We start from the raw sequence: 24,544 nt of genomic DNA on the forward strand, positions 1-24,544 counted from the left end.
CCCCTGTTCAGAACGAAACGCCACGTTCAGAACGCGGTCGCTCAGGACAGAACACCCCTTTGAAGCGAGGTCGTGACGGTGCTGCCGACTGGAGCCCCCCTCTCGATCCGGGCCAGCCACTTGCTCAGCAACGTCGAGTCCACTGAACCGCGGAAGCACAGACGTGCCGCGCCCTCCGGCCCGCGTGCGCTTTGCGGCCTTCGCTCAAGTCGGCTCACTGTCGTCTGAAACGGCGTAGTGGGCGTCGTGTTGTTGGCGGGGCGAGCAGACCGAGGCGGAGGGGCAGGAGCAGCCGCGGGGCCTTCTCCTTGAACTCCATGTAGAGCGGGTGCTCGCGCCGCAGGTCATCGATGCGGGCCGGTCAGCCCAGGATGCGGGCCGGGTCACTGCCAGGGGCGAAGCCAGCCAGAGCACTCGGCTCCCGCTCGCTTGCCATGTCCTCCGCCCAGCCGACGACATGCGCCACGACGTAGTCGTGCTCGTTCCCCGTCTCAACGATCAGGCAGTGGGCTCCGGCGCGACCTGACCCCGTCCCGCGTGGTCGTCCGCGTGCGCAGCAACAACTGACTGTGGCTGACGGTGTACGCCCACAGCGTGAACGACCTGTCCGAGCGAAACAACTCGATGCCAGGGACGAACTGGTCGCTCTCATTCAGCCAGACCCGCGCGCTCATGCCATGGATCTTGCCACGCATGCGCCTGTCCAGCTTGATCAAGTGTCGTCGGAGGTGGGGTTGCAGTGGGCGTCGTGTTGCTTGGGGGAGCAGACGGAGGCTGAGGGGCAGGAGCAGTGGCCTCCGCTGTTCAGGCGGACTGTGACGCTGTCGGAGGGGACGTTGCGGCCTACCCACCTGGCCTGGGCCGTCCGGGGTGACCAAGCAGGAGCCCAGGGCCGGCATCCTGTCATGCGCCTTGACATACAACGGGTGCTCATCGTTGAGGCCGTCTCTGCGCCGGATCAGGTCCGGCCTGCGGTTGCCGGGAGCCCCGTGTCGCCTAACTCCGAGTCCGCAGCGCGGCGACGGACTCCACCAAGCCGGCGCGTTCGAGGCGTCGAGTACGTCCTCCATCGTCTCTGGCGGGTTGACCCGGGAGTCGGCGATCTGCTGAACACATGCCCAGATGACCCTGTCATCGAAATCGATCTGGTCGAGGACGAAGTCGTCAGGGCTCTTCGCTTCCACGTTCCATGGCGCAAGCGAGTCGGGCGGGAAGTCCTTGAGGTTCGAGGTAACGATCATTTGCGCGCCGGCCTTGATCGCTGCGGCAAGCACGTGCCGATCATTCGGATCGGGGAGCTTCAGCCCCTCGATCAGCGGTTCATAGTCCTCAACGAGAACGTCGGGGACCGCGCGGTTCATCAGGACTCGTAACCTGGCCAGCTTCTCTGGCGGGATGCCAGGGCGGTTGGCGGCCAAGTTCTTCTCCATCTCATCGAGGATGGTCGTTGTCCACTTGGCCTGAACCAGTCCGGATCGGGCGACGCGTATCAGCATGTCGCGCTGGGTGTTGCCGTACAGCACGCAGGCGTCATAGACCGCGACGAAGGTCATGCCAGCTCTTGGCCGAGCGCGGCCAGCTCGTCGACGGCAGTGCGGCTCTGCGCCTCTGACTCGCGTTTGTAGGCCATGAGGTCGTCGTACCTGATCCGGCGGTGCCGGCCGACCCGCTTGAACGAAATGGTCCCCGCCTCCAGCAGTCCGATGAGGTAGGGGCGCGAGACGTTGAGCAGGTCTGCCGCCTGCTGCGTGGTCAGTTCGGCGTGCGACGGCATGACCGATACACCGCGTCCCGCGGCGGCCTGCGTCAGGATGTAGGCGAGGAGGCTCACCGCTTCCCGCGGAAGGATCAGGGCCCCGTCACCGCCGTGTTCGGCCTGGACACTGACGGCCTGCTCGTCAGGGTGCCGCTGAAGGTAAGCCTTGATCCTTTGGACGGCGCGTGCGGCCTGTTCAGAATCGATCACACCCGGTTCAACCCGCTTGACCTGGACATCCGCCATGCGTCCCCCTCGCTCGACACCGCCCTTATTCGCATTATGCGAAGCCAACGCAATATACGCAAGTGACGGAACGCATCCGGGTGATGACTATTACGCATCGTGCGGCATCCACATGGACCACCGCGGATCGTCAGATGGCGTCGTCGGCGGGCTTGTTGTACGTGGCGTCGTGTTGTTGGCGGGGGGAGCAGACAGAGGCGGAGGGGCAGGAGCAGCGGCGGGAGCCTACCTTGACCGTTACGCGGTCGCCGGGGACGTTGTAGCCGATGACCTGGCCTTCGCCCTCCGGGGTGGACACGCGGGAGCCCAGCCGCGGGGCCTTCTCCTTGAACTCCATGTAGAGCGGGTGCTCGTACTTGAGGCAGCACATCAGGCGGCCGCAGGCGCCGGCTATGCGGAGGGGGTTGACGGGGAGGTCCTGTTCCTTCGCCATGCGGACGGAGACGGGCTCGAAGTCCTTGAGGAAGGTGGCGCAGCACAGGTCGCGGCCGCAGGGGCCGATGCCGCCCTGGAGGCGGGCCTCGTCGCGGGGGCCGACCTGGCGGAGTTCGACGCGGGCCTTGATGCCGCGGGCCAGGTCGCGGACGAGGGCGCGGAAGTCGACGCGGTGCGGGGCGGTGAAATAGATCTTGAAGACGTTGTCGGTGTCGAGGTAGTCGACGCCGATGACCTTCATCGGGAGTTCGTGCTTGCGGATCAGGCGTTTGGCGATGGAGCGGCCCTCGGCGCGGCGGCGGCGGTTGGCCTCGTCGCGGCTGAGGTGCTCGTCGGTGGCCGGGCCGGCGCATTCGGGGAGGCCGTCGATGTCGTCGGAGACCCATTGCGGCGCCCATACGCATTCCGCGACCTCGGGGCCCGAGTCGGTCGGGACGAGGACCTTGTCGCCGACCTTCGGGGTGTGCGGGCCCGGGTCGAGGTAGTAGAGGCGGCCGTAACGGGTGAAGCTGACTGCCATCACCATGCCCACGGTTTCGCTCCATTCACCCGATTCGTGCGACCCACTCTAGGTCTCACCAGGCGGCGTCGGCGAGATCCTGGGCTGGAACGGCGATGTCCTTGGCGTACAGGTCGGTGGCGGTCGCCATGAAACCGCTGCCGGTGTGGGCGATGTCGAGGCCGGTGAGGGAGCCCTTCACCTTCTGGGTCCAGAGGGTCTTGGCGGGTTTGCCCTGGAGGGTGAACGTCTGGAGCGTCAGTTGCGAGTTCTTCTGTATGCCGGTGACCAGGCCGTTGCGGGTCAGGACGGCGTTGGAGCTGCCCTTGGGCAGGGTCATGACGGCCTTGCTCACCTTGAGGTCGCCTACGGCGGCGTTGGTGTCGAGTGTGCGGACCTGGTGCTTCTCCGAGCCGACCGGGCTCCAGACGAAGGAGAGCGTGGTGCCTGACCAGGAGAGGCTTCCTACGCGGGCGCGGAGTTTGGTCGTCCACACCTTGTGGGTGCCGGTGCTGGACGAGACCACGTCGACGCGGGCCCGGGTGCCCTTGTAGGTGACGTAGGCGAGGTGGTCGCCGTCCGGGCTTACGGCGAGGTCCGACCAGGCGGTGGAGGCGCCGGGGACGACTGCCTTCGGCATGGGTTTGAGGTTCTTGGGACGTCCGTCGTCGTCCAGGTGGAGGCGCTGGAAGGTCACCTTGCGGTCGCCGTAGGACGCGACGACGTACGAGCCGTCCTTGACGGCGGCGACGCGCTGGAAGCGGCGGCCCTCCGGGGCGGCGACGGGCAGCCCTACGTTCGCGCCGGACTCGACGTCCCGGACGAGCAGCGCCGTGCCGGGCTCGGTGATGCCGACGATGTACGCCGGTTCCGTCTGCTCGGCCTTGGCGGCGGGCTTGGCGTCGTGCTCCTTGTCGGCGGCGCGCTGGTGGCGGTGCACCACGTCCACGCTGCCGCCGATGAACAGGGCGGCGGCCGCGGCCACGCCCAGGGGAACGAGGCCCTTCCACGAGCCGAGGCGGGTTCCGGGGTCCTCGCGCCTGCCATCGTCCATCGGTCTGTCTCGCACCTGCCCTTCCTGCCGGATCGCCCGTCGTTTCTATCGCATCTGCAACGCGACAAAAACCCATGAAGCGACATCGTTGTCCGTCACAGGGAGACGGCGCAGGCGCGGCGGACCTCCTGGACGGTGGCGGGCGCGTCGAGGTGGAACAGACCGTCCAGGCCGCGTTCCAGCCTGGACGCCCGGACGGCCGCCTTCACCGCGAAGAACACGCTGGTCGCGAGCACGAGCGGCGGTTCGCCGACCTCCTTGGCCGACAGCAGATCGTGGGGGTTCTCCGGGACGGACGCCGCCCGGTCGCGCGGGAACAGGTAGGTGTTCAGCTCCAGCGGGATCGTGGTGGTGGCGGGCGGCTTGTACTTCCAGGTGTTGACGGTGTTGAGGCGGCCGGCCTCGTCGCCCTCGTCCTCGTACACGAGCTGCTCTGTCAGGACGTAGCCGACGCCCTGCACGAAAGCGCCCTCGACCTGCCCGACGTCGATGGCCGGGTTGATGCTCCACCCGATGTCGTACATGAGGTCGGAGCTCAGGATCTTCGTCTCGCCGGTGAGCACGTCGACCTCGACGACGGAGCAGGCGGCGGAGTAGGTGAAGCCGGTGAAGGAGTCGACGCCGCCGCCGGGACGGGCCTTCGGGTCGACGCCGATGCCGGGGAGGCCGGGCTGGCCGCCGTCCTTGAAGGTCAGCGCGGGCAGCGGGTCTTCGCCGCCGTGGATCGGCGCGGTGAACGACGCGACCAGGCCGACGCGCTGCTGGTAGGCGAGCTGGACGAGGTTCTGCCAGATGAGGCGTCCGCCGACCTTCGCCGCCCAGCCGGTCTTGCCGTGGTTCCAGTAGTCGATTCCGGCCTTGCGGCACCATTCCTCGCCGTGTTCCTTGAGCATCTCCTGTCCGAAGTCGGCGAGGCGCCGCCGCATCTGCTCGCAGACCTGCTTGACGGCCTCGCCGTTGTACGCGGTCCCCGTGGAGGCGCCCGAGCTCGTCGGGTTCGGGATCACGCTGGTGCGGGGCCGGTCGATGTGGATGAGTTCGAACGGCACGTTCAGGATGTAGGACGCGATCTGCTCGACCTTCGTCATCATCCCCTGGCCCATGTCGACGCCGCCCTGGTGGATGACGATGCTGCCGTCGCCGGAGTGGACGGCGAGGTGCGCGACGGCCTGTTCCAGCTGCGTGAAGTTGTATCCGGCGCCGTACTTGACCGGGATCATGGCGATGCCGCGTTTCCGCCATGTGTTGGCCGCGTTGTACGCGTCCACCTCCCGCTTCTTCTCCGCGTACCGCGACACCTCCTTGAGGTAGGACCAGACCTCGCGCATGTAGCAGTAGGTGAGGGCCTGTCCGTAGGGGGTGACGTCGCCGCGCTCGTACATGTTCTTCTCGCGCACGTCTTCGGCGGTCATGCCGATCGCGTACGCGGCGTCGTCGATGGCGTTCTCCACGATGAGCTTGCACTGGACGTCGCCGAACGCGCGGAACGCCGTGTTCGGCGCGGTGTTGGTGCGGCACACGTCGATCTGGTTCGCGAAGTTGCGGACCCGGTAGGCGTTGTCGGCGCGGAGCTGGATGCAGTTCGACACGATGAACGAGCAGTCGTAGAACGCCCCGCCGTCGCCCCACATGCGGGTGTGCGAGCCCCTGATCAGGCCCTTGTCCTCGGGCCGGTTCGCGCCGTCGTCGATCGCGATCTGGTACTGGCCGTAGTACGGGTGCCGCTTGCCGATCATGCCGGTGTCCTCGTCGCGCGGCAGGACGAGCCGGACGGGACGTCCGGTGGCGTACGCGGCGACGACCGCCGGCCCGGTGACGAAGCGGGCGGACTCGGTCTTGCCGCCGTATCCGCCGCCGAGCTGCCGCACGTCCACCTCGATCCGGTTGTGCTCGACGCCGATGGCCATCGCGGACGTCTGGTGCATCTCCATCGGGCTCTGCGACGACGGCCGGACGATCCACCGGCCGCCGTCGGCGGGTTCGACGACGCAGGACTGCGTCTCCAGGTAGAAGTGGGCCTGGCCGCCGGTGAGCTGGCCGCTCTCGACGATGACGCAGGGCGCGCCGTCGATGTGGCCGCCCCGCCGGACGATGGCGTCCTCGAACGGCCGCCGGTTCCGGTCGACCCAGCCGAACTCGCTGCCGGGCCGGACGATCTCCCAGATGTGGGACACGTACGGCGCCGCGGACGGGCAGTCGGGGAACACGCTGCCGATCGCGACGGCCTCTTCGAGCGACAGCAGCGGACGGTTCCACGGCGGTTCGGTCCAGGGCGGCTTGTTCCATGGCGCGGGCCAGGTCACCGGGCCGTAGCCGACGCACTCCCGGGTGACGTAGTCGGCGATCTCGACGGCGGCCTTCTCGGTGTCGGCCAGGACGAGGGCGATGGCCTGGCCGACGTACTCGACCCGGTCGACGGCGAACAGCGGCTGGTCGCCGCCCATCCCTTGCAGGTTGATGCCTTGGGGCGGGACGTCCGCGCAGGTGATGAGCCGCTCGAAGGAGGCGAACCGGCTGCGGAGGTGGTCGCTGAGCGCGTCGGCACCGGTGCGTCCGGACTCGCCGGGGACGGTGAGGGTGAAGCCGGCGAGCGCCCGGCGGCTCTGCGCGAACGCCGCCTGCAGCGTCGTCGGCGGCACCGGGATCTCGTGCGTGTAGTGGACCTGCCCGGACGCCTGGAACATCGCCATGAGCTTGATGTACGGCTGGGAGACCGGCGCCTTCCAGCCTTGGATCTTGTAGTGCTGGCGGCCGTCGCTGACCGGCCAGTGCCCCCAGGTGATCTCGCCGGCGCTGCGGTCGTTCGCCGGGACGGCGGCCCGCTGGTCCAGCGCCTGCACGATCGCCTTGTAGAGGAAGGATTCCGCGAGCTCGACCCGGTAGGCGTCCGTGACGCCTTCGGACGGGAGCCCCGCCATGCGGTCGCGCCACTCGTCGAGTTCACTCCGCACCTCGTCACGGAGGAGCGCGGCGAGGTCGGCGAACGCGTCCAGCGAGAGGGGGCGGCCGGTCATGGCGTCCTCCGTCAGCCGGGGACGCCACGGGTAGGGCGCGATCCCGCCGAAGACGAGCGCGGCGTCGATGACCGTCAGGTCGCCCGCCAAGGTCAAGCTCGTGGTGGCGTTCACGAGGGAGTGCGCGTTGACGTCCCGGAACGCGACCTTCTGCGCGAGCACCACCTCGTCGGCGCCACCGAACGGGAACCGGTACGCCAGCAGGACGATGTCGTCCAGCAGCTTCGAGTCGCTTTTCACCCGGGCAACCAGCTCGTCGGGCTCCAGCCACTCCTTCGTGGCGGTGGACGCGCGCCACACCTCGATCGTGGCGCCGGTGGCGGTCAGGGCGGTGTACAGGTCGGACGGGAACGGCTCCTTCTCGGCGATGTGGTGCAGGACCAGCATCGTGTTCCCGCCGAGGGAAGCCGCGTTCCGCAGGATCGTCCCGGCGGTGCGCCGCGCCATGTACTCCAGTACGCCGAGCCGGGTCGTCTCGCCGGCGTCCCGGCTGGTGCGGATCCCCGCGAGGGCGTCGATCAGGTCGCGGTAGGACGTGCCGGCGCCCACCTCCAGCCTGTCATCCTCGATCGTGATGCCGCGGATGTCGGGGATGAGGCGGATGTCGACGAGGAGGTCGGCGTCCCGCACCTCCCCCGGGTACACGCCGTACGACGTGTTGCCGTGGACGAGCCGCAGCCTCCGGCCCGGTTCCGCCGTCATGATCTGGCGCAGTTCCACGAGCGTTGACGGGGTGACCCAGGTTCGGCCGTTTCCCGTCACCTCGATCGGCGCAGGGGCCGCGGTGCGGGCCGCGTCCGGGAAGGGGATGTCCGCCGTGGCGGCCGGCGGGCGGGCCTGCCCGTCGCCGAGGCATTTCATGCGGGCGGCCTCGTCCTGCTCCGTCCAGTCGGAGGCGAACGTCTTCATCCCGGTGAGGATCGCCCGGTAGCCGGTGCAGCGGCACAGGTTGCCGTCGAACGCCTCCTCGATGCGGCGCTTGGTGGGCGCGGACTCGTCCTGGAGCAGCGCCGTCATGTTCATGACGAAACCGGTCGTGCAGTAGCCGCACTGGGTGCCGTTGTTCATCGCCAGCCGGTGCGCGACCGGGTTCATCCGCTCGGCCTCGGTCCCGGGGTCCTGCGCGGCGGCGGCGCCGGCCTCGTACGCCTCCGCCTGGGCGGTGGACTCCGCGTGCAGCGTCCGGGCCGCCTCGGCCGCTTCGGCGACGGCGGCCGGCTCGGTGAGACCCGGGGAGACCCCGCGGGAGAAGGACGGCTGGTGCGTCAGGTGCGGCGGCGCCTTCCGGCCGGCCCCGCCCGTGCCCTCGATCGTGGTCACGGCGAGCCCGTCGAGCGCGCACACCGGGCGGAGGCACGAGTTGATCGCGCGGTGCTCGGGCTCCCGCGACTCGGCGTCCCAGCTCGACAGGATGACCGTGCACGCACCGCAGCCGCCCTGGCCGCAGCCCTTCTTGGCGCCGGTCAGCGCGACCTCCGGCGACCGCAGGTAGTCGATCAGCAGCAGGTCGGGGGCCGGATCGTCCAGGACGACGCGCTCACCGTTGAGATAGAAGGTCACGCTGCCGGTCATGAGCCAGTCCCCTCCGCCCGGGTGTGATCACCGGGTTGCGCCGCTTCGAGTCGGTTCCAACACGGAGCGTAGTTGAGAACGCGCGAAGGGTTACGGCAGGTTCTCCTTACTCAGCCGATAGAAGCGCGGGCCGCCTCGACCAGGGGCGCCCGGTACGACCCGCCGAACAGCGCCACATGCACCAGGAGCGGATGCAGCTGGTGCAACGGGACGCGTGCCCGCCACCCGTCCGCCAGGGGCGCCGCCTCGTCGTAGGCGGCCAGCACGGTGTCGAGGTGCGGTGCCCCGAAGAGGGCCATCATGGCGAGGTCGGTCTCGCGGTGCCCGCCGTGCGCGGCCGGGTCGATGAGCAGCGCCCGGCCGTCCGTCCACTGGACGTTCCCCGACCACAGGTCGCCGTGGATGCGCGACGGCGGCTCCGGCGGCCCGGCGAGCGCCTCGACGTCCGCCATGACGCGCTCGACGAGCCGGATGTCGCCGGACGACAGGTGCCGGGCGCCGAGGCGCAGGAACGGTTCGAGGCGGCGCTCGGCGTACCAGCGCGGCCAGCCGCGGTCGTCCAGTGTGTTGTCGAGGGGCAGGTCGGCGATGTAGCCGTCCCAGGGCGCGCCGTAGGCGTCCGGACGGTCGCCGGTGTGCAGGGCGGCCAGCTCGCGGCCGAGGCGCTCGGCGGCGTCGCGCGACGGCGCCGACGACGGCAGCCACGGCAGGACGAGCAGGTGGTCGTCCGCCGCGACCACCTCGGGGACGGGCGTCCCGGGACCCGCCTCGACCAGCCAGCGCAGCCCGGCCGCCTCAGCGGCGAACACGCCCGCCTGACCGGAGGCCGCCTTGACGAAGACCTCGCGGCCGTCGTCCAGAGACGCCCTGTGCAGCGTCCAGGAATGGCTGGAACCGAGGTCGCGCACGTCGCCGACCCCGGTTCCGAGCAGCCGCTCAAGCCGGTCCCGCACTCAGCCCCCCTTGGCCGCCGTGCGGATCTCCTCCAGGAGGCCGGGCATCGCCGCCTCCACCTGATCCAGGACGAGGTCGAAGTCGGCGCGGCCGCCGTAGTACGGGTCGGGGACGTCGAGGTCGCCGGCCGCGTCCGGGTCGAACTCGCGCAGCAGCCGGACCTTGCCGCGCGCCTCCTCGTCCGGCGCCATCGAGCGCAGCGCCCGCAGGTGCCCCTCGTCCAGCGCGAGGATCAGGTCGTACCGGCCGAACCAGCCGGACTCGAACTGCCGTGCGATGTGCGCCGACCGGTACCCGGCCCGCTCCAGCGCCGCGGTCGTCCGGTCGTCGGCCGCGTCGCCCACGTGCCAGTTGCCGGTGCCCGAGCTGTCGACCTCGACGTCCAGCCCCTCTTCGTCCACGTGGTGGCGCAGGACCCATTCGGCCATCGGGGAGCGGCAGATGTTGCCCGTGCAGACGAACGTGACGCGGTACGACATGCCCCCATCATGCCCGAGGTCAGCGCCGCTCAATGATGACCGCGTCCACCCCCGGCCTGCCCACCATGTCCCTCATCACCTTCCCGACGTCCCCGACGGAAGCGAGGGTGACCCTGAACGACTCCGGGACGTCACCGTTCTTGAGTATCCGGCTCAGCTCGGGGGAACTCTCGAAGCGCCTCTCGAAGCGCTCACGCGCCTGCCTCGTGTTCTCGAACTCGACGAAGCTGACCTGCGCGAGCGCCTCCAGACGGCTCTGGATCGCGCGCTTCTGCGGCTCGGTCGCGTCTTTGTGCTCGCAGAACTGGTTGGCGGACGCCTTCGTGCAGAGGAACACCGAGATCCTCGGCGCCGTGGAGCCGGAGGGAGAAGGCGATGCCGAGGGCGGGGCCAGCGGACCGGGCGCATCGCCCGATGGGAAGACGCCGCCCAGCACCGCTCCCCCCACCACGACGGCGGCGGACGCGGCGACGGCGGCCACCGCCATCACGGGGCGCGAGAGCCTCCGGCGCCGTGTGGCGAACCTCGGCTCCGGCACGTCCTCGGGGCCGATGGTGTCGCCCACGGTCTTCAGCGCGTCCCGGAGGCGCTCTTCTGTCGCGTTCACTGCTCGCTCCCCAGCATCCGGCCCAGTGCGGCGATCGCCCGGGACGTGGTCGACTTGACGGTGCCGCGGCTCACCCGCATCGCGGCGGCGATCTCGTCCTCGGACAGGTCGCAGAAGTAGCGCAGCACCAGCGCCTCGCGCTGCCGGGCGGGGAGCCGGTGCAGCGCCTCCATGACCTCGCGCCGGTCCTCGCCGACCATCGCCTCCGCCTCGGCGGACCAGACGGGCGCCTCGTGGACGGCCCGGAGCGGCCGCCGGCGCCGCCGCAGCGCCGTCCGCGACCCGTTCAGGACGGCGGAGCGGACGTAGGTGAGCGCCTTCTCGCGGTCGCGCAGGCGCGGCCACCGCCGGTACAGGCCCGTGAACGCGTCCTGGACGACGTCCTCGGCCGTCCCCCGGTCACCGACCATCACCAGGGCGAGCCGCGTCAGCCCGAGCGCGTGCCCCCGGTACAGGTCGGTGACCGCATCCGCCGCATCACCGGGTGACGCATCACCGGGCGCTTCGTCCGCGGGGCGGCCCCGTGCGGTGAGCACCGTTTCAGCATTCATGCCTCAGAGACGCCGCGGCGCCTCCGTGGTTGCTTCGGACGCGGAACTTCCGGGAGGAACTTCACGTCCGGGTGGCGAGCGGCTGGACGACGACGGAGTCGACGCCCGCGACGCCCGTCAGTGCCGCCTTGACGGCCTCGGCGCCCTCGGTGCCGGTGACGCGGAGCCGCAGCGAGTCGGGAAGGTCACCGGGACTGACGGACTGGAGCATGTCCTTCCGGTCCTTGAAGACCTTCTTGAACCTCTCGTACGCCTCCTGCTTCGACTCGTACTCGACCCGGCGCACCTGCTTCATTCCTTTGGCGCGCCGGGTGACCTCCTGCCGCTGCGACTCCGTCACGTCCTGGCCCTTGCAGGCGGCATTGCTGGACGTCCGCGAGCAGAAGAACACCGACACGTCGCGCTCCCCCGGCTGGGAGGCGTGCGAGTCGCCGGCGTCGCGCAGCAGGAGGAAGCCGCCGACGAGCACGCCTCCCGTCAGCAGGACGGCGACCACCGCGGCGCCGACGATCACCCAGACCGGGGCCCGCCTCGCAGGCCGCGCATCGCCTTCGGGCCGCTCGCCCGGCACGGTCATCGTCGCTCTCCCTCACCCGGGACACGGCCGGTGTTCACCTTGCCACAGACCGCACCAGACCGTCCCGGCACGGAAAGAACGCGGCCCCCGGCTGGATCGCCGGGGGCCGCGTCCTGGGGTGGACTTGGAAGGGTCAGCGTGAGACGGCGTGGAGCGCGTCCACGATGCCGTTGCCGAAGAAGCCGTTCTGGCCCTTCGACCCCTCACAGGTCTGCGTCGAGGTGTTCTTCACCCACTCGCCGTCTTCCCCCTGGGTGTACCAGACGTACTCGACGGTGCTCGGGCTCGGGCACGCCTTGGCGGTCGCGGTACCGCGCAGCACCCGCTCGACGGCGTTCGGGTCCATGGTCAGACCGCCGTGGCGGTCCCGGTGCCCGTACTTGCTGACGATGAGCGCGGCGACGCCGACCGCGTGCGGCGACGCCATCGAGGTGCCCTGGATCGACTGGTAGTAGGCGCACTTGTCGCCCTTGCAGCTGCGGATGATGTTCGGCACCTTCGGGGTGCCGTCGGCGTTCAGCTCACCGCGCGCCTTCGCGAGCCGCTCGGGGTAGGCGGCCCAGATGCCGCCCTTGTCGTCCGGACGCTGGTCGGCGTTGTCGACCTTGTCGCCGCCGGGCGCCGCCACCGCGACGTAGCCGTTGCCGAAGCTGCTGAAGTACGACTTGCGGCCGCTCGGCCCCGTCGAGGAGATCGGGATGACGTGCTCGCCCTCGGACGGCATCGACACGCAGCTCGCCGGGACGGACCGGTCGTGCGGCGCCTCGCCCGGCACGGACGGGAAGTCGGGGCTGCTCGTGTCGTCGTTCGTCTTCGTGTAGTCGACGAAGTCGTTGCCGGCGGCGGAGATCAGCGTGACGCCGCGCTTGTGCGCGAAGTCCAGGGCGCGCTGGGCGGCCTTGATGATCGTCCGCTGCTCCAGCTGGTCCTCGGGGCTGTCGGCCGGGTTGTTGCCGCAGTTCCAGAGCCACGGGTCGATGTAGTAGCTCATGTTGACGACGTCGATGCCGTGCTTGGCCGCGTAGGTGAGGCCGTCGACGGTCGGCTGGAGGAAGAAGTAGCCGGAGTCCTGGCCGACGCGCAGGTTGACGATCGACACGTTCGGCGCGACGCCCGCCGTGCCGAGCCCATTGCGCGGCGAGGCGATCTCGGACGCGACGTGCGTGCCGTGGTCGTTGTCGTCCCAGTTGTTGGGGTCGACGCACGACTCGAACTCGCACGGGCCGTCGACCTCGGCGCCGTTGGCGTCGGTCGGGATGTCGTGCGTGAAGTTGCGGCTGAGCTTGCGGTTGAAGTTCGGCGCGATGTCGGGGTGGCCGCCGTCCACACCGGTGTCGAGGACGCCGACCAGCACGCGCTTGTCGCCCGGCTCCTTCTTGTACGAGCCGTCAGCCGTCGCGTGGATCTGCTTCATGTCCCACTGCAGATCGGCGAGCGGCTCGGTGTCCTTGGACGGCTTGCCGTCCAGCGACACCTTGTTCTTGGCGCCCTTCAGGACGCCCTTGAGGCGCTCGACCTTCGGGGCCTTCTTCACCGTCTTCGGCGCCTCGCCGATGACGCGGTTGTGCGCGACGCCTTCCAGCGCCCGCTGGTTCATCGCCGCGTGGATGAACTCGGGATTCTGCGAGCGGACGGTGGCGACGCCGACATCACGGTTCTCGTGAACGACTTTGCCACCGGCCGCCTTGACGGCGCGATGGGCCCAGCCCGGGGAAACGCCTTCCTTGTAGAGGACGACGTACTCCGACGCCTCGCCCTTGGCCGGCGATGGACTCGGAGCCGCTGAGGCTGGGAACGCGAGGGCCGTCACGGTGGTGACGGCGCACGCGGCGGAAATCAAGGCTCGCCGCAAAGCAGACCTCCTGGCCGTGGGGGTAACCAACCGTTATCGGTTGATCAGCCAGCGAACGTTACTTGTGCGCTTGTTGAGAGACGCGTACGGAAATGTAACGAATGAGGACGGCTCTTGTAAGCCCCAAAAAAGTCAGCCGGTGCGCAGCGCGAGGGTCAGCGCCTCGAACGCGAGCTGCGGGTTGACGTTGGCGTCCAGCCGTTCCCGGCAGGCCATGATGGCGTCGAGCCGGTTGAGGGTGTCCTCGGCGCGGCCGATCCCGGCCGCCGTCCGCAGTTCCGGGCCGAGGTCGGCGTTGACCAGTTCGCTGCCCGCTCCGAGCTGCAGCGTGAGCACGTCCCGGTAGTAGGACGCGAGGTCGAGCAGCGTCCGGTCGAGGGCGTCGCGCAGCACGCGGGTGGCCCGCGACTTCTGCCGGGCTTCGAGCTCCTTGAGCGCGCCCGCCGTGCCGCGCGGCATCCGGCCCTTCTCGCTCTCGCCGAGCGCCTTGCGCAGGGCGGAGGTCTCCGTCTCGCTCAGCTCCGCCGTCTGCGAGTCCCGCTCCGCCTCGGCCGCCTTCACGAGGGTCCCCGCGGCCTCGACCGCCGGGCTCACCCCGGTCAGCCGGCGCGGGATCGCCACCACGTCGTCGCGCACCCGGCGCATCCGCGGGTCGGCGGCGAGCCGGCGCGCCCGGCTGATGTGGCCCTGCGCGGCCCGCGCCACCACCTCGGCGGTCTCCCTGTCGGCGCCGTCCCGCTGGACGAGGAAGTCGGCGATCGCCGCGATCGGCGGGGTCTGCAAGGTCACCAGGCGGCAGCGCGACCGGATCGTGACGAGCAGGTCCTCGGGCGACGGCGTGCACAGCAGCCAGATCGTCCGGGCGGGCGGCTCCTCGATCGCCTTCAGCAGCGCGTTGGCGGCGCCCTCGGTGGCCCGGTCGGCGTCCTCGAACAGGACGATCTGCCAGCCGCCCCCGCTCGGCGACGACGACGCCCGCAGCACGAGGGCCCGCGCGTCCCTGATGCCGAACGACAGCCCCTGCGGGCGGACGACGTCGACGTCGGCGTGCGTCCCCTGGAGGACCTGGTGGCAGGACGCGCAATGCCCGCACCCGCGCGGCGTCTCCGTGCACTGGAGCGCGGCGGCGAACGCCCGCGCGGCGGTGACGCGGCCCGACCCGGGAGGCCCGGTGAACAGCCAGGCGTGCGCCAGCCCGCCCGCGCTCTCCGCGGCCGCCGACAGCTGCGCGGCGACGGTCTCCTGCCCCACCAGGTCGTCCCACACACTCATGCGCAAAGGCTAACCGCCCGCGCGACCACGGGCGTTCAGTAGTCGGTGATTACCGGGAAGGTGCTCGTGGCGTCTTCGGTGCCGGCCGGGATCGGGTCGGGCAGGATCTCGTGGATGCGGTACTGGATCTCGCGGGTGATCTCGTTCTGCGGGCGGCTCGCGTCCAGGATCAGGTAGCGGTCCGGGTCGGCCTCGGCGAGGGCGCGGAAGCCGGCGCGGACGCGCTCGTGGAAGTCCTGCGACTCCGACTCGATGCGGTCTGCGGGGGCCGACAGCCGGTTCAGGCCGGCCTGCGGCGGGATCTCCAGCAGGACGGTCAGGTCCGGGACGAGGCCGCCGGTCGCCCAGGCGTTGACGCGGGCGATGTCCTCGACGGCCTGCCGGCGTCCGAAGCCCTGGTAGGCCAGGGACGAGTCGACGTAGCGGTCGCTGACCACGATGGCGCCGCGGTCCATCGCCGGCTTGATCACGTTGGCGACGTGGTCGGCGCGGTCGGCGGCGTACAGCAGCGTCTCACCGCGGTCGGACAGTCCCGTGGTGTCGCGGTCGAGCAGCATCGCGCGCAGCCGCATGCCGATCTTGGTGGCGCCGGGCTCGTGCGTGGTGATCACGTCGTAGCCGTGGTCGCGGAGCCAGATCGCGGCGAGCCGCGCCTGCGTCGTCTTGCCCGCGCCCTCGCCGCCCTCGAACGCGATGAACACGCCGCGGTCGCGGTGGACGGGCTGCTGGGGCGCGGCGACGGCCTGCTCGGCCGGCGTGTAGATCTCGCCGCGCAGCGCGGCGCGCAGGTCGGGGACGAGCGGGATGCCGCGCCGGTCGTCCAGCCGCCGGTAGGCGAACAGCCCGCACAGCACGGCGGCGACGGCGGCGATCAGCAGCGCCGCGCTCGACCCGGGGAAGTCGTAGCCGTCGTCGCCGAGGTCGACGCGGTGCGAGCCGAGCGCCCCGGCGATCAGCGGGACGGCGACGACCCCGACCAGCACGGTGACCAGCGCGACCGACCGCAGGTAGGCGGACGGGCGGGTGTCCTCCGGCGCGTCCGGGTCGTTCACCGCGGCGGTGGCGTTCGACCAGGCCGCCCCGGCGAAGACCCCCAGGAACGCCGCCATGAACACGACGACGACGAGGTTCTGGACGAGGGCGAGCACGACCAGCACGAGCGCGGCGGCGATCACGGCGAGGCCGAGGAGCCGGCGCCGGCTGAACGGGACGAGGGCGCGCGGCCCGAGGAACAGCCCGAAGCCGAGCCCGACGGTGAGCGCGGTCAGGACGGTGCCGTACCCGGCGTCGCCGCCGCCCAGCTCACCGGTGTGGAGGCGGGCCACCGCGAGGACCGCGCCCGCCGTGAGGGACGCGCCGCCGATCGCGAGGCCGAGCCCGCGCGCGGCGGCCGTCCCCGGGCCCTGGAAGATCAGCTTCAGCGGTGCGACGGCGGCGGGCGCCGCCCCGAACGGGATCTCGCCGCCGATGGCGACGGCGGCGGCCGCGACGAGGAACAGGCCGGACGTCACGTAGAGGGCGAGGTCGGCGCGGTCGCCGCTGCCGAGCGTCCCGTCCGCGATGAGGGCGAGGACGGCGAACAGCAGCGCGGCGGCGGGCGCCGGGCCGTAGACCACGCGGGTCGCGGCGCGGCGGGCGCCGGGACGCAGTTCCTCGTCCGGGACCACGGCGGGCAGCGACGCGCGCGCCGCCGGAACCCACGGCAGGCTCAGCAGGGAGACGAGGAACGCGGCGGCGAGCGTCCACGGCAGCGAGCCGACCAGCGGCACCGTGAGGACGACCACCAGCCGCAGCACATCCGCGATGATCAGCATCAGCCGGCGGTCGACGCGCGCCGCGAGCAGGCCGCCGAGCGGTGCGAGCAGCACCGCCGGCAGCAGCATCAGCGCCAGCGTGCCGCCGATCGCCTGCGCCCGGGTCGCGGCGTCGTCGTCGCGGGTCAGCATCGCGGCCATCGCGGTCACCGCGGGCACGCCAAGCCACTGGGCGAGGCTGGACAGCGACAACACGGTGCGTAGCCGCCGGAACGGCCTGATCGAGGAAAGCGACGAAACACCCGGCGGCGGTGTGGCTGCGGGGTGCGGCCGGGGTGCGCCCGTTCTGGTCATGTCGGTCAGGGTATCGGCGTAGATGTCCCTAGGAGCCGGACTTCGCGGAGGTTCGGCCGCGCGTCGCCGGCTTCTTCTTCCCGCCGCCCGCGGCCACCTTCTCACGACGCTCCGCGAGCAGTTCCGCGGCGCGCTGGATCGTGATCGACTCGACCTCGTCGCCCTTGCGCAGGCTCGCGTTCGTCTCGCCGTCGGTGACGTACGGGCCGAAACGCCCCTCCTTCACCACGACCGGCTTCTCGCTCGCCGGATCCTTGCCCAGCTCGCGCAGCGGCGCCGCGGCCGCGGCCCTGCGTCCGCGCTGCTTGGGCTGCGCCAGCAGCTCCTTCGCCTGCTCCAGGGTCACGGTGAACAGCTCGTCCTCGGAGCCGAGCGACCGGCTGTCGGTGCCCCGCTTGATGTAGGGACCGAAACGGCCGTTCTGCGCGGTCACCGGCTCGCCCTCCAGCTCACCGAGGGTGCGCGGCAGGGACAGCAGCTTCAGCGCGTCGTCCAGCGTGATCGTGTCGAGGGACATCGACTTGAAGAGCGACCCCGTGCGCGGCTTGGGGGTGTCCGCCTTCTTCGTCCGCTTCTTCCCCTCGGCGGGCGGGGCCTGCTCCGGCAGGATCTCGGTGACGTACGGGCCGAACCGCCCCGACTTGGCGACGATCATGTGGCCCGTCGCCGGGTCGGCGCCGAGCTCCCGGTCGCCGGACGGCTGCGCGAGCAGCTCCTCCGCCTTCTCCCCGGTCAGCTCGTCCGGCGCGATGTCGTCGGGAATGTTGACCCGCTCGCCGTCGCGGTCGAGGTAGGAGCCGTACCGGCCCACCCGCACCACGATGTCGGTGCCCTTGATCGGGAACGAGCTGATGCCCTTGGCGTCGATGTCGCCGATGTCGCCGACCAGCTCCTTCAGGCCGTCCTCACCGCCGTCACCGAAGTAGAACCGGTTCAGCCACGGGACGCGCTCGGCGTCGCCGCGCGCGATCTCGTCGAGACCGTCCTCCATGTGCGCGGTGAAGTCGTAGTCGACCAGGTTGCCGAAGTGCTGCTCCAGCAGGTTGACCACGGCGAACGCCAGGAACGACGGGACGAGCGCCGTGCCCTTCTTGAACACGTACTCGCGCGCCAGGATCGTCCCGATGATCGAGGCGTAGGTGGACGGGCGGCCGATCTCCCGCTCCTCCAGCTCCTTGACCAGGCTGGCCTCGGTGTAGCGGGCCGGCGCGCGGGTCGAGTGGCCCTCCGCGTCCACCGCGTTCGCGGTCAGCGGGTCGCCCTCGGCCAGGTTCGGCAGCCGCCGCTCCTGGTCGTCCCGGTCGGTGGACGGGTCGTCCGCGCTCTCCACGTACGCCTTGAGGAACCCGTGGAACGTGATCGTCTTACCGGTCGCACCGAACTCGGCGCGCTCGTTCCGCGTCGAGACACCGGTGACCCGGATCGACACGGACTGGCCCACCGCGTCCTTCATCTGGGACGCGATCGTCCGCTTCCAGATCAGCTCGTACAGCCGGAACTGGTCGCCCTTCAGCCCGGTCTCGGCCGGCGTCCGGAACGTTTCGCCCGCGGGACGGATCGCCTCGTGCGCCTCCTGCGCGTTCTTGACCTTCGACGCGTAGACGCGCGGCTTGTCCGGCACGTACTCGCCGCCGAACAGGCTCGCCGCCTGCCGGCGCGCCGCCGTGATCGCCGTCTCCGACAACGTGATCGAGTCGGTTCGCATGTAGGTGATGAAGCCGTTCTCGTACAGCTTCTGCGCGACCGACATCGTGTACTTCGCGGAGAAGCTCAGCTTGCGGCTGGCCTCCTGCTGAAGCGTCGTCGTCCGGAACGGGGGGTACGGGCGCCGCGTGTACGGCTTCCGCTCGACGGACTTGACCTCGTACGGGCGGTCCCTGAGCCGCTCGGCCAGAGCGCGCGCGGCGGGCTCGTCCAGGTGCAGGGCGTCCCGCGTCTTCAGGGTGCCGTCGGACGCGAAGTCGCGGCCCTGCGCGACGCGCTTGTCGTCCACGGAGATGAGCCCGGCCTTGAAGACCTTCGGCTCATCCTCCTTGCCCGTGTCGAACTGTGCCGCGATGTCCCAGTAGTGGGCGGGGACGAACGCGATCCGCTCCCGCTCCCGCTCGACGACCAGCCGGGTCGCCACCGACTGCACACGGCCCGCCGAAAGCTTCGGCATGACCTTCTTCCACAGGACGGGGCTGACCTCGTACCCGTAGAGGCGGTCCAGGATGCGGCGCGTCTCCTGCGCGTTCACCAGCTGCATGTTGAGCTCGCGCGGGTTCGCGGCGGCCTGCTGGATCGCGTCCTTGGTGATCTCGTTGAAGACCATCCGGTGCACCGGCACCTTCGGCTTCAGGACGTCCTGGAGGTGCCAGGCGATCGCCTCGCCCTCCCGGTCCTCGTCCGTCGCGAGGAAGAGCTCGTCGGCCTCGGCCAGCAGCTTCTTGAGCTTCTGCACCTGGCTCCGCTTGTCGGTGTTGACCACGTAGAGCGGCTCGAAGTCCTGCTCGACGTTCACGCCGAGCTTCGCCCACGACTCGCCCTTGTACTTGGCCGGCACCTCCGAGGCGCTCCCCGGAAGGTCCCGGATATGGCCGATACTGGACTCCACGATGTAGCCACGGCCCAGGTACCCGGCGATCGTCTTCGCCTTCGCAGGCGACTCGACGATCACCAGGCGCGTTCCGGCGCCGTTGCCCCGGCCACTGTTCGCGGTGCCGTTCTTGGCTGGCACAGTCGCTCCAACCTCGCTGTCTCGGTCCTCTTACACAGGCTCTTTCTTACCGGCTTCATTCAACGTCACATGGCGGCGCGTTCATGCCCGTGCGCTTCTCGGCCGCCTCGCGATCATCGTGCCGCACCCCTCACCGGGGACGGGATTCTCACCGCCGCGCGCCACCGACAGGATGACATGCCGCCGGACGACCCGCGGACCGGGATGCCGCGCCGGGGTGCAGCGTCCCCGGTAGACCAAGTAATAATGGTCGCAATGGCGGAGTACACCTACCTCGTCCTGTCACTGCCGCGCGGCACCACCCGTGACACCGCCCGGCAGATCTTGACCGAGCACGCGGAACGCGGCGGCTGGGAAATCGATCGGTTGCGCCTGTACCCGGACGGCCGCCGCCGTATTCAGCTTCGCCGCAAGGTCATCCGGGCCGTCCGCACGTTCTGACCGTTCCCGGCGGATCGTAGCACTACGTACGAATACCCTGACCCATCGTTACGAATTCGCCTCCGGGCATGGCTTCGCCCGCCCCGGACCGCGCCTTCCGGGACGGGCGAAGGTCTTCGCGGCGCCTCCTAGCGGCGCCCCACCCGGGCCTTCCGGACGAGCGCCAGCGCGCCCGCCGCCATGGCCAGCACCCCGGACGCCGCCAGCACCCAGACCGACCCGGCCCCGGTCCCGTCGGCGGCCGCCTCGTGGGCCGCGACCTGCTGAACCGGCCCGATCGCCCCGGTCACCGGCACGACCGGCGCCTCAGGCAGCACCCGCGCGCCGGTCCCGCCCTTCAGGACGGACGCACCGTCCGCCCCGGGAACGCCCTTCAGCGCACCGTGCCCCGGGACGGGCTCGGGCAGCCCCTCGCCGGCGACGAGCCTGTCGGCCCCCTTCAAGCCGTTCACCGAGGTCGGCGTCACCTTTGTGGTGCGGCGACCGGGCACCTTGGGCAGCCCGACACCACCCGGCAGCGCCTGGGTGTCCAGCATCGAAACGACATCGCCCACCGGGAGGTTCTCGGGCGCGAGCACGCCGCCCGTCTTGGACGGCGCGGCGCCGTCGGCCAGGTCGCCGGTCGTGACCAGACGGGTCAGGCCGTTCGCTTCCGTCACGGGGTTCGTCCCGGGGCGGGTGCCCTCCACCGGCAGGTTCTTGGACGGCAGCCGACCGTCCGGCGCGCGGCGTCCGCCCACCTGCGGCCCGCCGCCGGGCAGGCCGTGGTTCGCCAGGACACCACCGGTTCCGGGCAGCGCGCCACCGTCCGCCTTGGGCAGCGCGAGGAGCCGCGCAACGCCGTCCACCCCGGGACGCACGTTGCTCAGCAGGTTCTTGGACGCGACCGTGTGGCGCGCGCCCGCCTTCGGCTGGACGCCGCTTGCCGCCGGGAGGCCGACCAGCGTGAACAGCCCGTTCGGCTGCGGCTGAGCACTGGGCACGGGCAGGGCGCCGTTCGCGAGGACGCCGTCCGTCCCGGGCACCGCGCTGGCGGCCGCCAGGTCACCCACCGCGGGCAGCGCGTTGGCGGCCGCCAGGTCACCCACCGCGGGCAGGTCGTTTCCGCCGGCGACGTTCTTCAGACGGTGTCCGTCCGCTTGCGGCTGGACGCCGGGGAGACCGTCCGGCAGGGCGCCGCTCATCTTGGGCAGCGCGTTGGTGGCCGCCAGGTCGCCCGCCGCGGGCAGACCGGCCAGCTTGAGCAGGTCGTTTCCGCCGGCGACGTTCTTCAGACGGTGTCCGTCCGCCTGCGGCTGGACGCCGGGGAGACCGTCCGGCAGGGCGCCGCTCATCTTGGGCAGCGCGGCGCCGTCAGCCAGGGCGGTGGTCGCGGGCGAGCGGGTCAGACCGTTCGCGTCCGTCACGGGGGTTGTTCCGAGGCCGGTGGCCTCCGCCAGCAGGTTCTTGGACGGGAGTCGGCCGTCCATCCCCGGGAGGTTCGCCGGGGTGGTGTTCGTGGTCCGGGAGTAGGGGTGGTAGCCGCCGTAGCCGGGGCCCTGCTCGCAGGCGGCGGGGGCCAGGGCGGTGACGGCGGCGGCGTTGCCGCAGGCGTCGGCGGGGGTTCTGGTCGGCGCGTTCGCCTGGTTGCCGCCGCCGGCGCCGTGGTCGCCGGACGTCTGGGCGCCCGAGCCGTGCGGGCCCTCGACGAGGGTCTGGCCGTTGCAGCTCGCCGCCGCCAGGCCCACGACCGCCGCGGCGTTGCCGCAGATCTCGGCCGGGATGGAGATCGGCGTGTTTCCCTGGTTTCCGGCCAGGACGCCGAAGGCGCCGGACGTGTGCTGGTCGCCGCCGGAGCTGCTGCGCGCGTGGGCGCCGCCCTCGCAGAACGCGCCGGCCTCTCCGACCAGCGCGGCGGCGTTGCCGCACGCGGTCAGCGGGATGCTGATCGGGGCGTTGCCCTGGTTTCCGGAGATCACGCCGAAGGCGCCGTCGGTGGTCTGGCGTCCCGTCCAGTGGCCGCCGTTGCGGACGGACGCGCCGCCCTCGCAGGCCGCCGCGCCGTCGCCGATGGCGTTGCCGCAGAGGTCCACGGGCACGCTGATCGGAGCGTTGGCCTGGTTTCCCGCACCGACGCCGAAGATGCCGGACGTTTCCTGCCCGGACCCGGTGTGTCCGCCGGCCTTGACGAGGGAGCCGCCCTCGCAGCCGCCGACCGCGTCGCCGGCGATCGCGACCGCGTTGCCGCACACGTTGACCGGGATGGAGATCGGCGCGTTGACCTGGTTGCCCGCGAGGACGCCGCCCGTCCCGTCGGTGACCTGGCCGTCCGCGCCGCCGCCGCTGACCTTGGCGCCGCCCTCGCAGCCGGCCTCCGCCTCGCCGAGCACGCCGACGGCGTTGCCGCAGACGTTCACCGGCAGCGAGATGGGGGCGTTGACCTGGTTTCCGGACGCGATGCCGTGCGCGCCCGACGTCTGCTGGCCGGCACCGCGGCGCTTGTGGATCTTGACGCCGCCGTGGGACGTGGCGTAGCCGGTGCCGAGCAGGCCGCCGCTGTTGCCGCTGACGTCGACGGGCGCGGAGATCGGCACGTCCACCTGGTTGCCGTTCAGGACGCCGCCGCTGCCGTTCGTGATGTCGGCGAAGGCGTTGACGGGGATGGCGCTGACACCGAGAGCGACAAAGCTCGCGGTGAGCACCGCGGCACGAGATGTGCCTTTTGCCCACGTTCGCATGATGCTCCGTTCGGGGAGATGGTGAAGAGACACGCGTGTCTCGGGGGGTTGCCGCGCATGCGGGCACGGCGAGTAACCGGATCGGCGCGCCCGAGCCGCACGGGCACGTGTCCGGAGCCTTGATCAGTGATGGGTGCCCGGTCGTCCGCCGCGGGAGGACCGGTGGAGCCTCAGTCGGGCGCGAAGGACGGCTCGTCCGCGGCGGTGCGGACGGCCGGGGGCAGCGCGCCGAAGACATGCGGCCGCTGCGCGAGTGGCGGGGCCAGAGCCCACGTCGCCATTACCGGGAACCCGGCGGCCACGGCGGGGACGACGACGCCGCCGACCGCCGAATGCGTGCCGCCGGAACGATCCGGCGCCGGGAGCGGGGGCCGCTGGTGCCGGACGACATGGCGCGACGCAGGGGCGACAGTCGTCCGGGCCCGGGAAACCCGGGAAACCCGTGTCTTCTCGGGCCGCCCGTGCATGATCGTCGTCGAGGCGGCCATTGTGACGGGCGGCGCGGCCTTTGGCACGGCCACCGGTTCGGCCTGTTCGGGCGGCGATGCGGCCGGCGCGGGCTTCTCCTCACGCGGCGCCTTCTCCGCCACGGCGCGCACGACGCGGCGCACCGGCTCGTGTTCATGAACGGTCGTGACCGCGTCCCGCAGCACGGGCGTGCTCGCGACGACCTGCGCCGGCGGCGGTTCGTCGGCGTGCGCGGACTGCGCCGCGCAGCCGAGGAGCCAGCCCGCGATCAGCAGCCCGCCGAGGACGAGCAGCCGCTGGACGCATCGTCCGGCGGCGACGCGGCGCAGCCGGACGGGAACCGCCCGACCCAACGCCGCGTCACCTGCCACCGGACACCCTCCGTTGCGACAAAACCGCCCTCAACGAATGGTGACGATAGCACCACGGAACGCATTGGTGATGGCAAATTCAGGAGCGATCAAGGAATTTGTCGAGGACCCTGACGCCGAAGCGCAGCCCGTCCACCGGAACGCGCTCGTCGATCCCGTGGAACATTCCGGAAAAGTCCAATTCTGGGGGCAATTTCAGCGGCGCGAAGCCGAAGCAGCGCATGCCGAGTTTGGCGAACGCCTTCGCGTCCGTCCCGCCGCTAAGGCAGTACGGCACCGGCAGGGCACCCGCGTCCTCCGAGGTCAGCGCCGCCTCCATCGCCGCGACGAGTGCCCCCTCGTAGTCCGTCTCGACCGCGTGGTCATGGTGGACGAAATCCCGCTCGACGTCCGGCCCGAGAAGTTCGTCCACTACCGCGAAGAACTCGGCTTCATGTCCGGGCAGAAAGCGTCCGTCCACCTGAGCCGTGGCACTTTGCGGAATGACGTTGGTCTTGTACCCGGCGTCCAGTCGTGTCGGATTGAGGGTATTCGTGAGGGTCGCCCCGATCATGCGCGCCAACGGCCCGATCTTCTCCAGGCACTTTTCGGGATGTTCCTGATCGAACTCCACCCCGTACGCCATGCACGCCCGCTCCAGGAAGGCCCGCACCGACTTCGTCAGCCGCACCGGGAACTCGTGCGCCCCCAGCCGGGCGACCGCCGCCGCCAGCGCCGTGACCGCGTTGTCCGGATGCACCATCGACCCGTGACCGGCCGTCCCCCTCGCGGTCAGGTTCATCCACGCGATGCCCTTCTCCGCCGTCTCGATCAGGTACATCCGCCGGTCACCGGGCACCGTCAGGCTGAACC

18 protein-coding genes are annotated in these 24,544 nt (G+C 70.9%); 1 reads left to right on the top strand and 17 read right to left on the bottom strand.

Features of this window, described 5'->3' with window-relative positions; translation table 11 throughout:
• Positions 1-491: 491 nt before the first annotated feature.
• From E1293_RS49565 to topA, 14 genes are all read right to left on the bottom strand, one after another.
• Positions 492-1,553: a PIN domain-containing protein gene (locus E1293_RS49565; RefSeq protein WP_243716483.1), complete on the bottom strand. Its 1,062-nt coding sequence runs from the start codon at positions 1,551-1,553 to the stop codon at positions 492-494.
• Positions 1,550-2,002: a helix-turn-helix domain-containing protein gene (locus E1293_RS24540; protein ID WP_132199805.1), complete on the bottom strand. Its 453-nt coding sequence runs from the start codon at positions 2,000-2,002 to the stop codon at positions 1,550-1,552. The genes E1293_RS49565 and E1293_RS24540 overlap by 4 nt, the downstream gene beginning before the upstream one ends.
• A 130-nt stretch (positions 2,003-2,132) precedes the next feature.
• Positions 2,133-2,963, bottom strand: coding sequence for a PSP1 domain-containing protein (locus E1293_RS24545; RefSeq protein WP_132199819.1), 831 nt, complete (start codon positions 2,961-2,963; stop codon positions 2,133-2,135).
• A gap of 49 nt (positions 2,964-3,012) precedes the next feature.
• Entirely contained in the window at positions 3,013-3,990 is a 978-nt protein-coding gene (locus E1293_RS24550) for a TolB-like translocation protein (RefSeq protein ID WP_132199806.1), read from the bottom strand.
• A gap of 95 nt (positions 3,991-4,085) precedes the next feature.
• A complete protein-coding gene (locus E1293_RS24555) occupies positions 4,086-8,576 on the bottom strand; it encodes a molybdopterin cofactor-binding domain-containing protein (RefSeq protein ID WP_132199807.1) in 4,491 nt (1,496 codons plus the stop codon).
• 110 nt (positions 8,577-8,686) lie between these two features.
• Positions 8,687-9,529 carry a fructosamine kinase family protein gene (locus E1293_RS24560; protein WP_132199808.1) on the bottom strand — a complete coding sequence of 281 codons (843 nt, stop codon included), beginning with the start codon at positions 9,527-9,529 and terminating at the stop codon, positions 8,687-8,689.
• Positions 9,530-10,009 (bottom strand): low molecular weight protein-tyrosine-phosphatase, encoded by a 480-nt coding sequence (locus E1293_RS24565; RefSeq protein WP_132199809.1) that lies wholly within the window; start codon positions 10,007-10,009, stop codon positions 9,530-9,532.
• A 19-nt stretch (positions 10,010-10,028) separates the two neighbouring features.
• Positions 10,029-10,616, bottom strand: coding sequence for a permease-like cell division protein FtsX (locus E1293_RS24570; protein WP_132199810.1), 588 nt, complete (start codon positions 10,614-10,616; stop codon positions 10,029-10,031).
• Positions 10,613-11,152 (bottom strand): SigE family RNA polymerase sigma factor, encoded by a 540-nt coding sequence (locus E1293_RS24575; protein WP_243716485.1) that lies wholly within the window; start codon positions 11,150-11,152, stop codon positions 10,613-10,615. The genes E1293_RS24570 and E1293_RS24575 overlap by 4 nt, the downstream gene beginning before the upstream one ends.
• Positions 11,153-11,228: 76 nt before the next feature.
• Positions 11,229-11,744 (bottom strand): permease-like cell division protein FtsX, encoded by a 516-nt coding sequence (locus tag E1293_RS24580; RefSeq protein WP_132199812.1) that lies wholly within the window; start codon positions 11,742-11,744, stop codon positions 11,229-11,231.
• 133 nt (positions 11,745-11,877) lie between these two features.
• Positions 11,878-13,596, bottom strand: a complete 1,719-nt coding sequence (locus tag E1293_RS24585; protein ID WP_132199813.1) for a S8 family peptidase — start codon at positions 13,594-13,596, stop codon at positions 11,878-11,880.
• A 132-nt stretch (positions 13,597-13,728) separates the two neighbouring features.
• Positions 13,729-14,868 carry a DNA polymerase III subunit delta' gene (locus E1293_RS24590; protein WP_132199814.1) on the bottom strand — a complete coding sequence of 380 codons (1,140 nt, stop codon included), beginning with the start codon at positions 14,866-14,868 and terminating at the stop codon, positions 13,729-13,731.
• Positions 14,869-14,903: 35 nt separating this feature from the next.
• Positions 14,904-16,976: a dTMP kinase gene (gene tmk / locus E1293_RS24595; RefSeq protein WP_132199815.1), complete on the bottom strand. Its 2,073-nt coding sequence runs from the start codon at positions 16,974-16,976 to the stop codon at positions 14,904-14,906.
• Positions 16,977-17,004: 28 nt separating this feature from the next.
• The gene (topA, locus tag E1293_RS24600) at positions 17,005-19,695 is read right to left on the bottom strand and encodes a type I DNA topoisomerase (protein ID WP_243716487.1); all 2,691 of its coding nucleotides are present in this window, start codon (positions 19,693-19,695) and stop codon (positions 17,005-17,007) included.
• Positions 19,696-19,950: 255 nt separating this feature from the next.
• Between topA and E1293_RS24605 the strand changes: the two genes are divergently transcribed.
• Positions 19,951-20,136 carry a DUF5703 family protein gene (locus tag E1293_RS24605; RefSeq protein WP_021596264.1) on the top strand — a complete coding sequence of 62 codons (186 nt, stop codon included), beginning with the start codon at positions 19,951-19,953 and terminating at the stop codon, positions 20,134-20,136.
• A gap of 128 nt (positions 20,137-20,264) precedes the next feature.
• On the opposite strand, the gene E1293_RS24610 is transcribed toward E1293_RS24605, so the two are convergent.
• The 3 genes from E1293_RS24610 to E1293_RS24620 form a co-directional block, all read right to left on the bottom strand.
• On the bottom strand, positions 20,265-22,853 hold the full coding sequence (locus tag E1293_RS24610) for a chaplin (protein WP_132199816.1): 2,589 nt from the start codon (positions 22,851-22,853) through the stop codon (positions 20,265-20,267).
• Positions 22,854-23,023: 170 nt separating this feature from the next.
• On the bottom strand, positions 23,024-23,692 hold the full coding sequence (locus E1293_RS24615) for a metal ABC transporter substrate-binding protein (RefSeq protein WP_132199817.1): 669 nt from the start codon (positions 23,690-23,692) through the stop codon (positions 23,024-23,026).
• A 79-nt stretch (positions 23,693-23,771) separates the two neighbouring features.
• Positions 23,772-24,544: M20/M25/M40 family metallo-hydrolase (locus E1293_RS24620; RefSeq protein ID WP_132199818.1), on the bottom strand; the 773-nt coding region annotated here is incomplete at its 5' end.

Origin of the sequence: Actinomadura darangshiensis (assembly GCF_004349235.1) — a bacterium.
Taxonomy (GTDB): Bacteria; Actinomycetota; Actinomycetes; order Streptosporangiales; family Streptosporangiaceae; genus Spirillospora; species Spirillospora darangshiensis.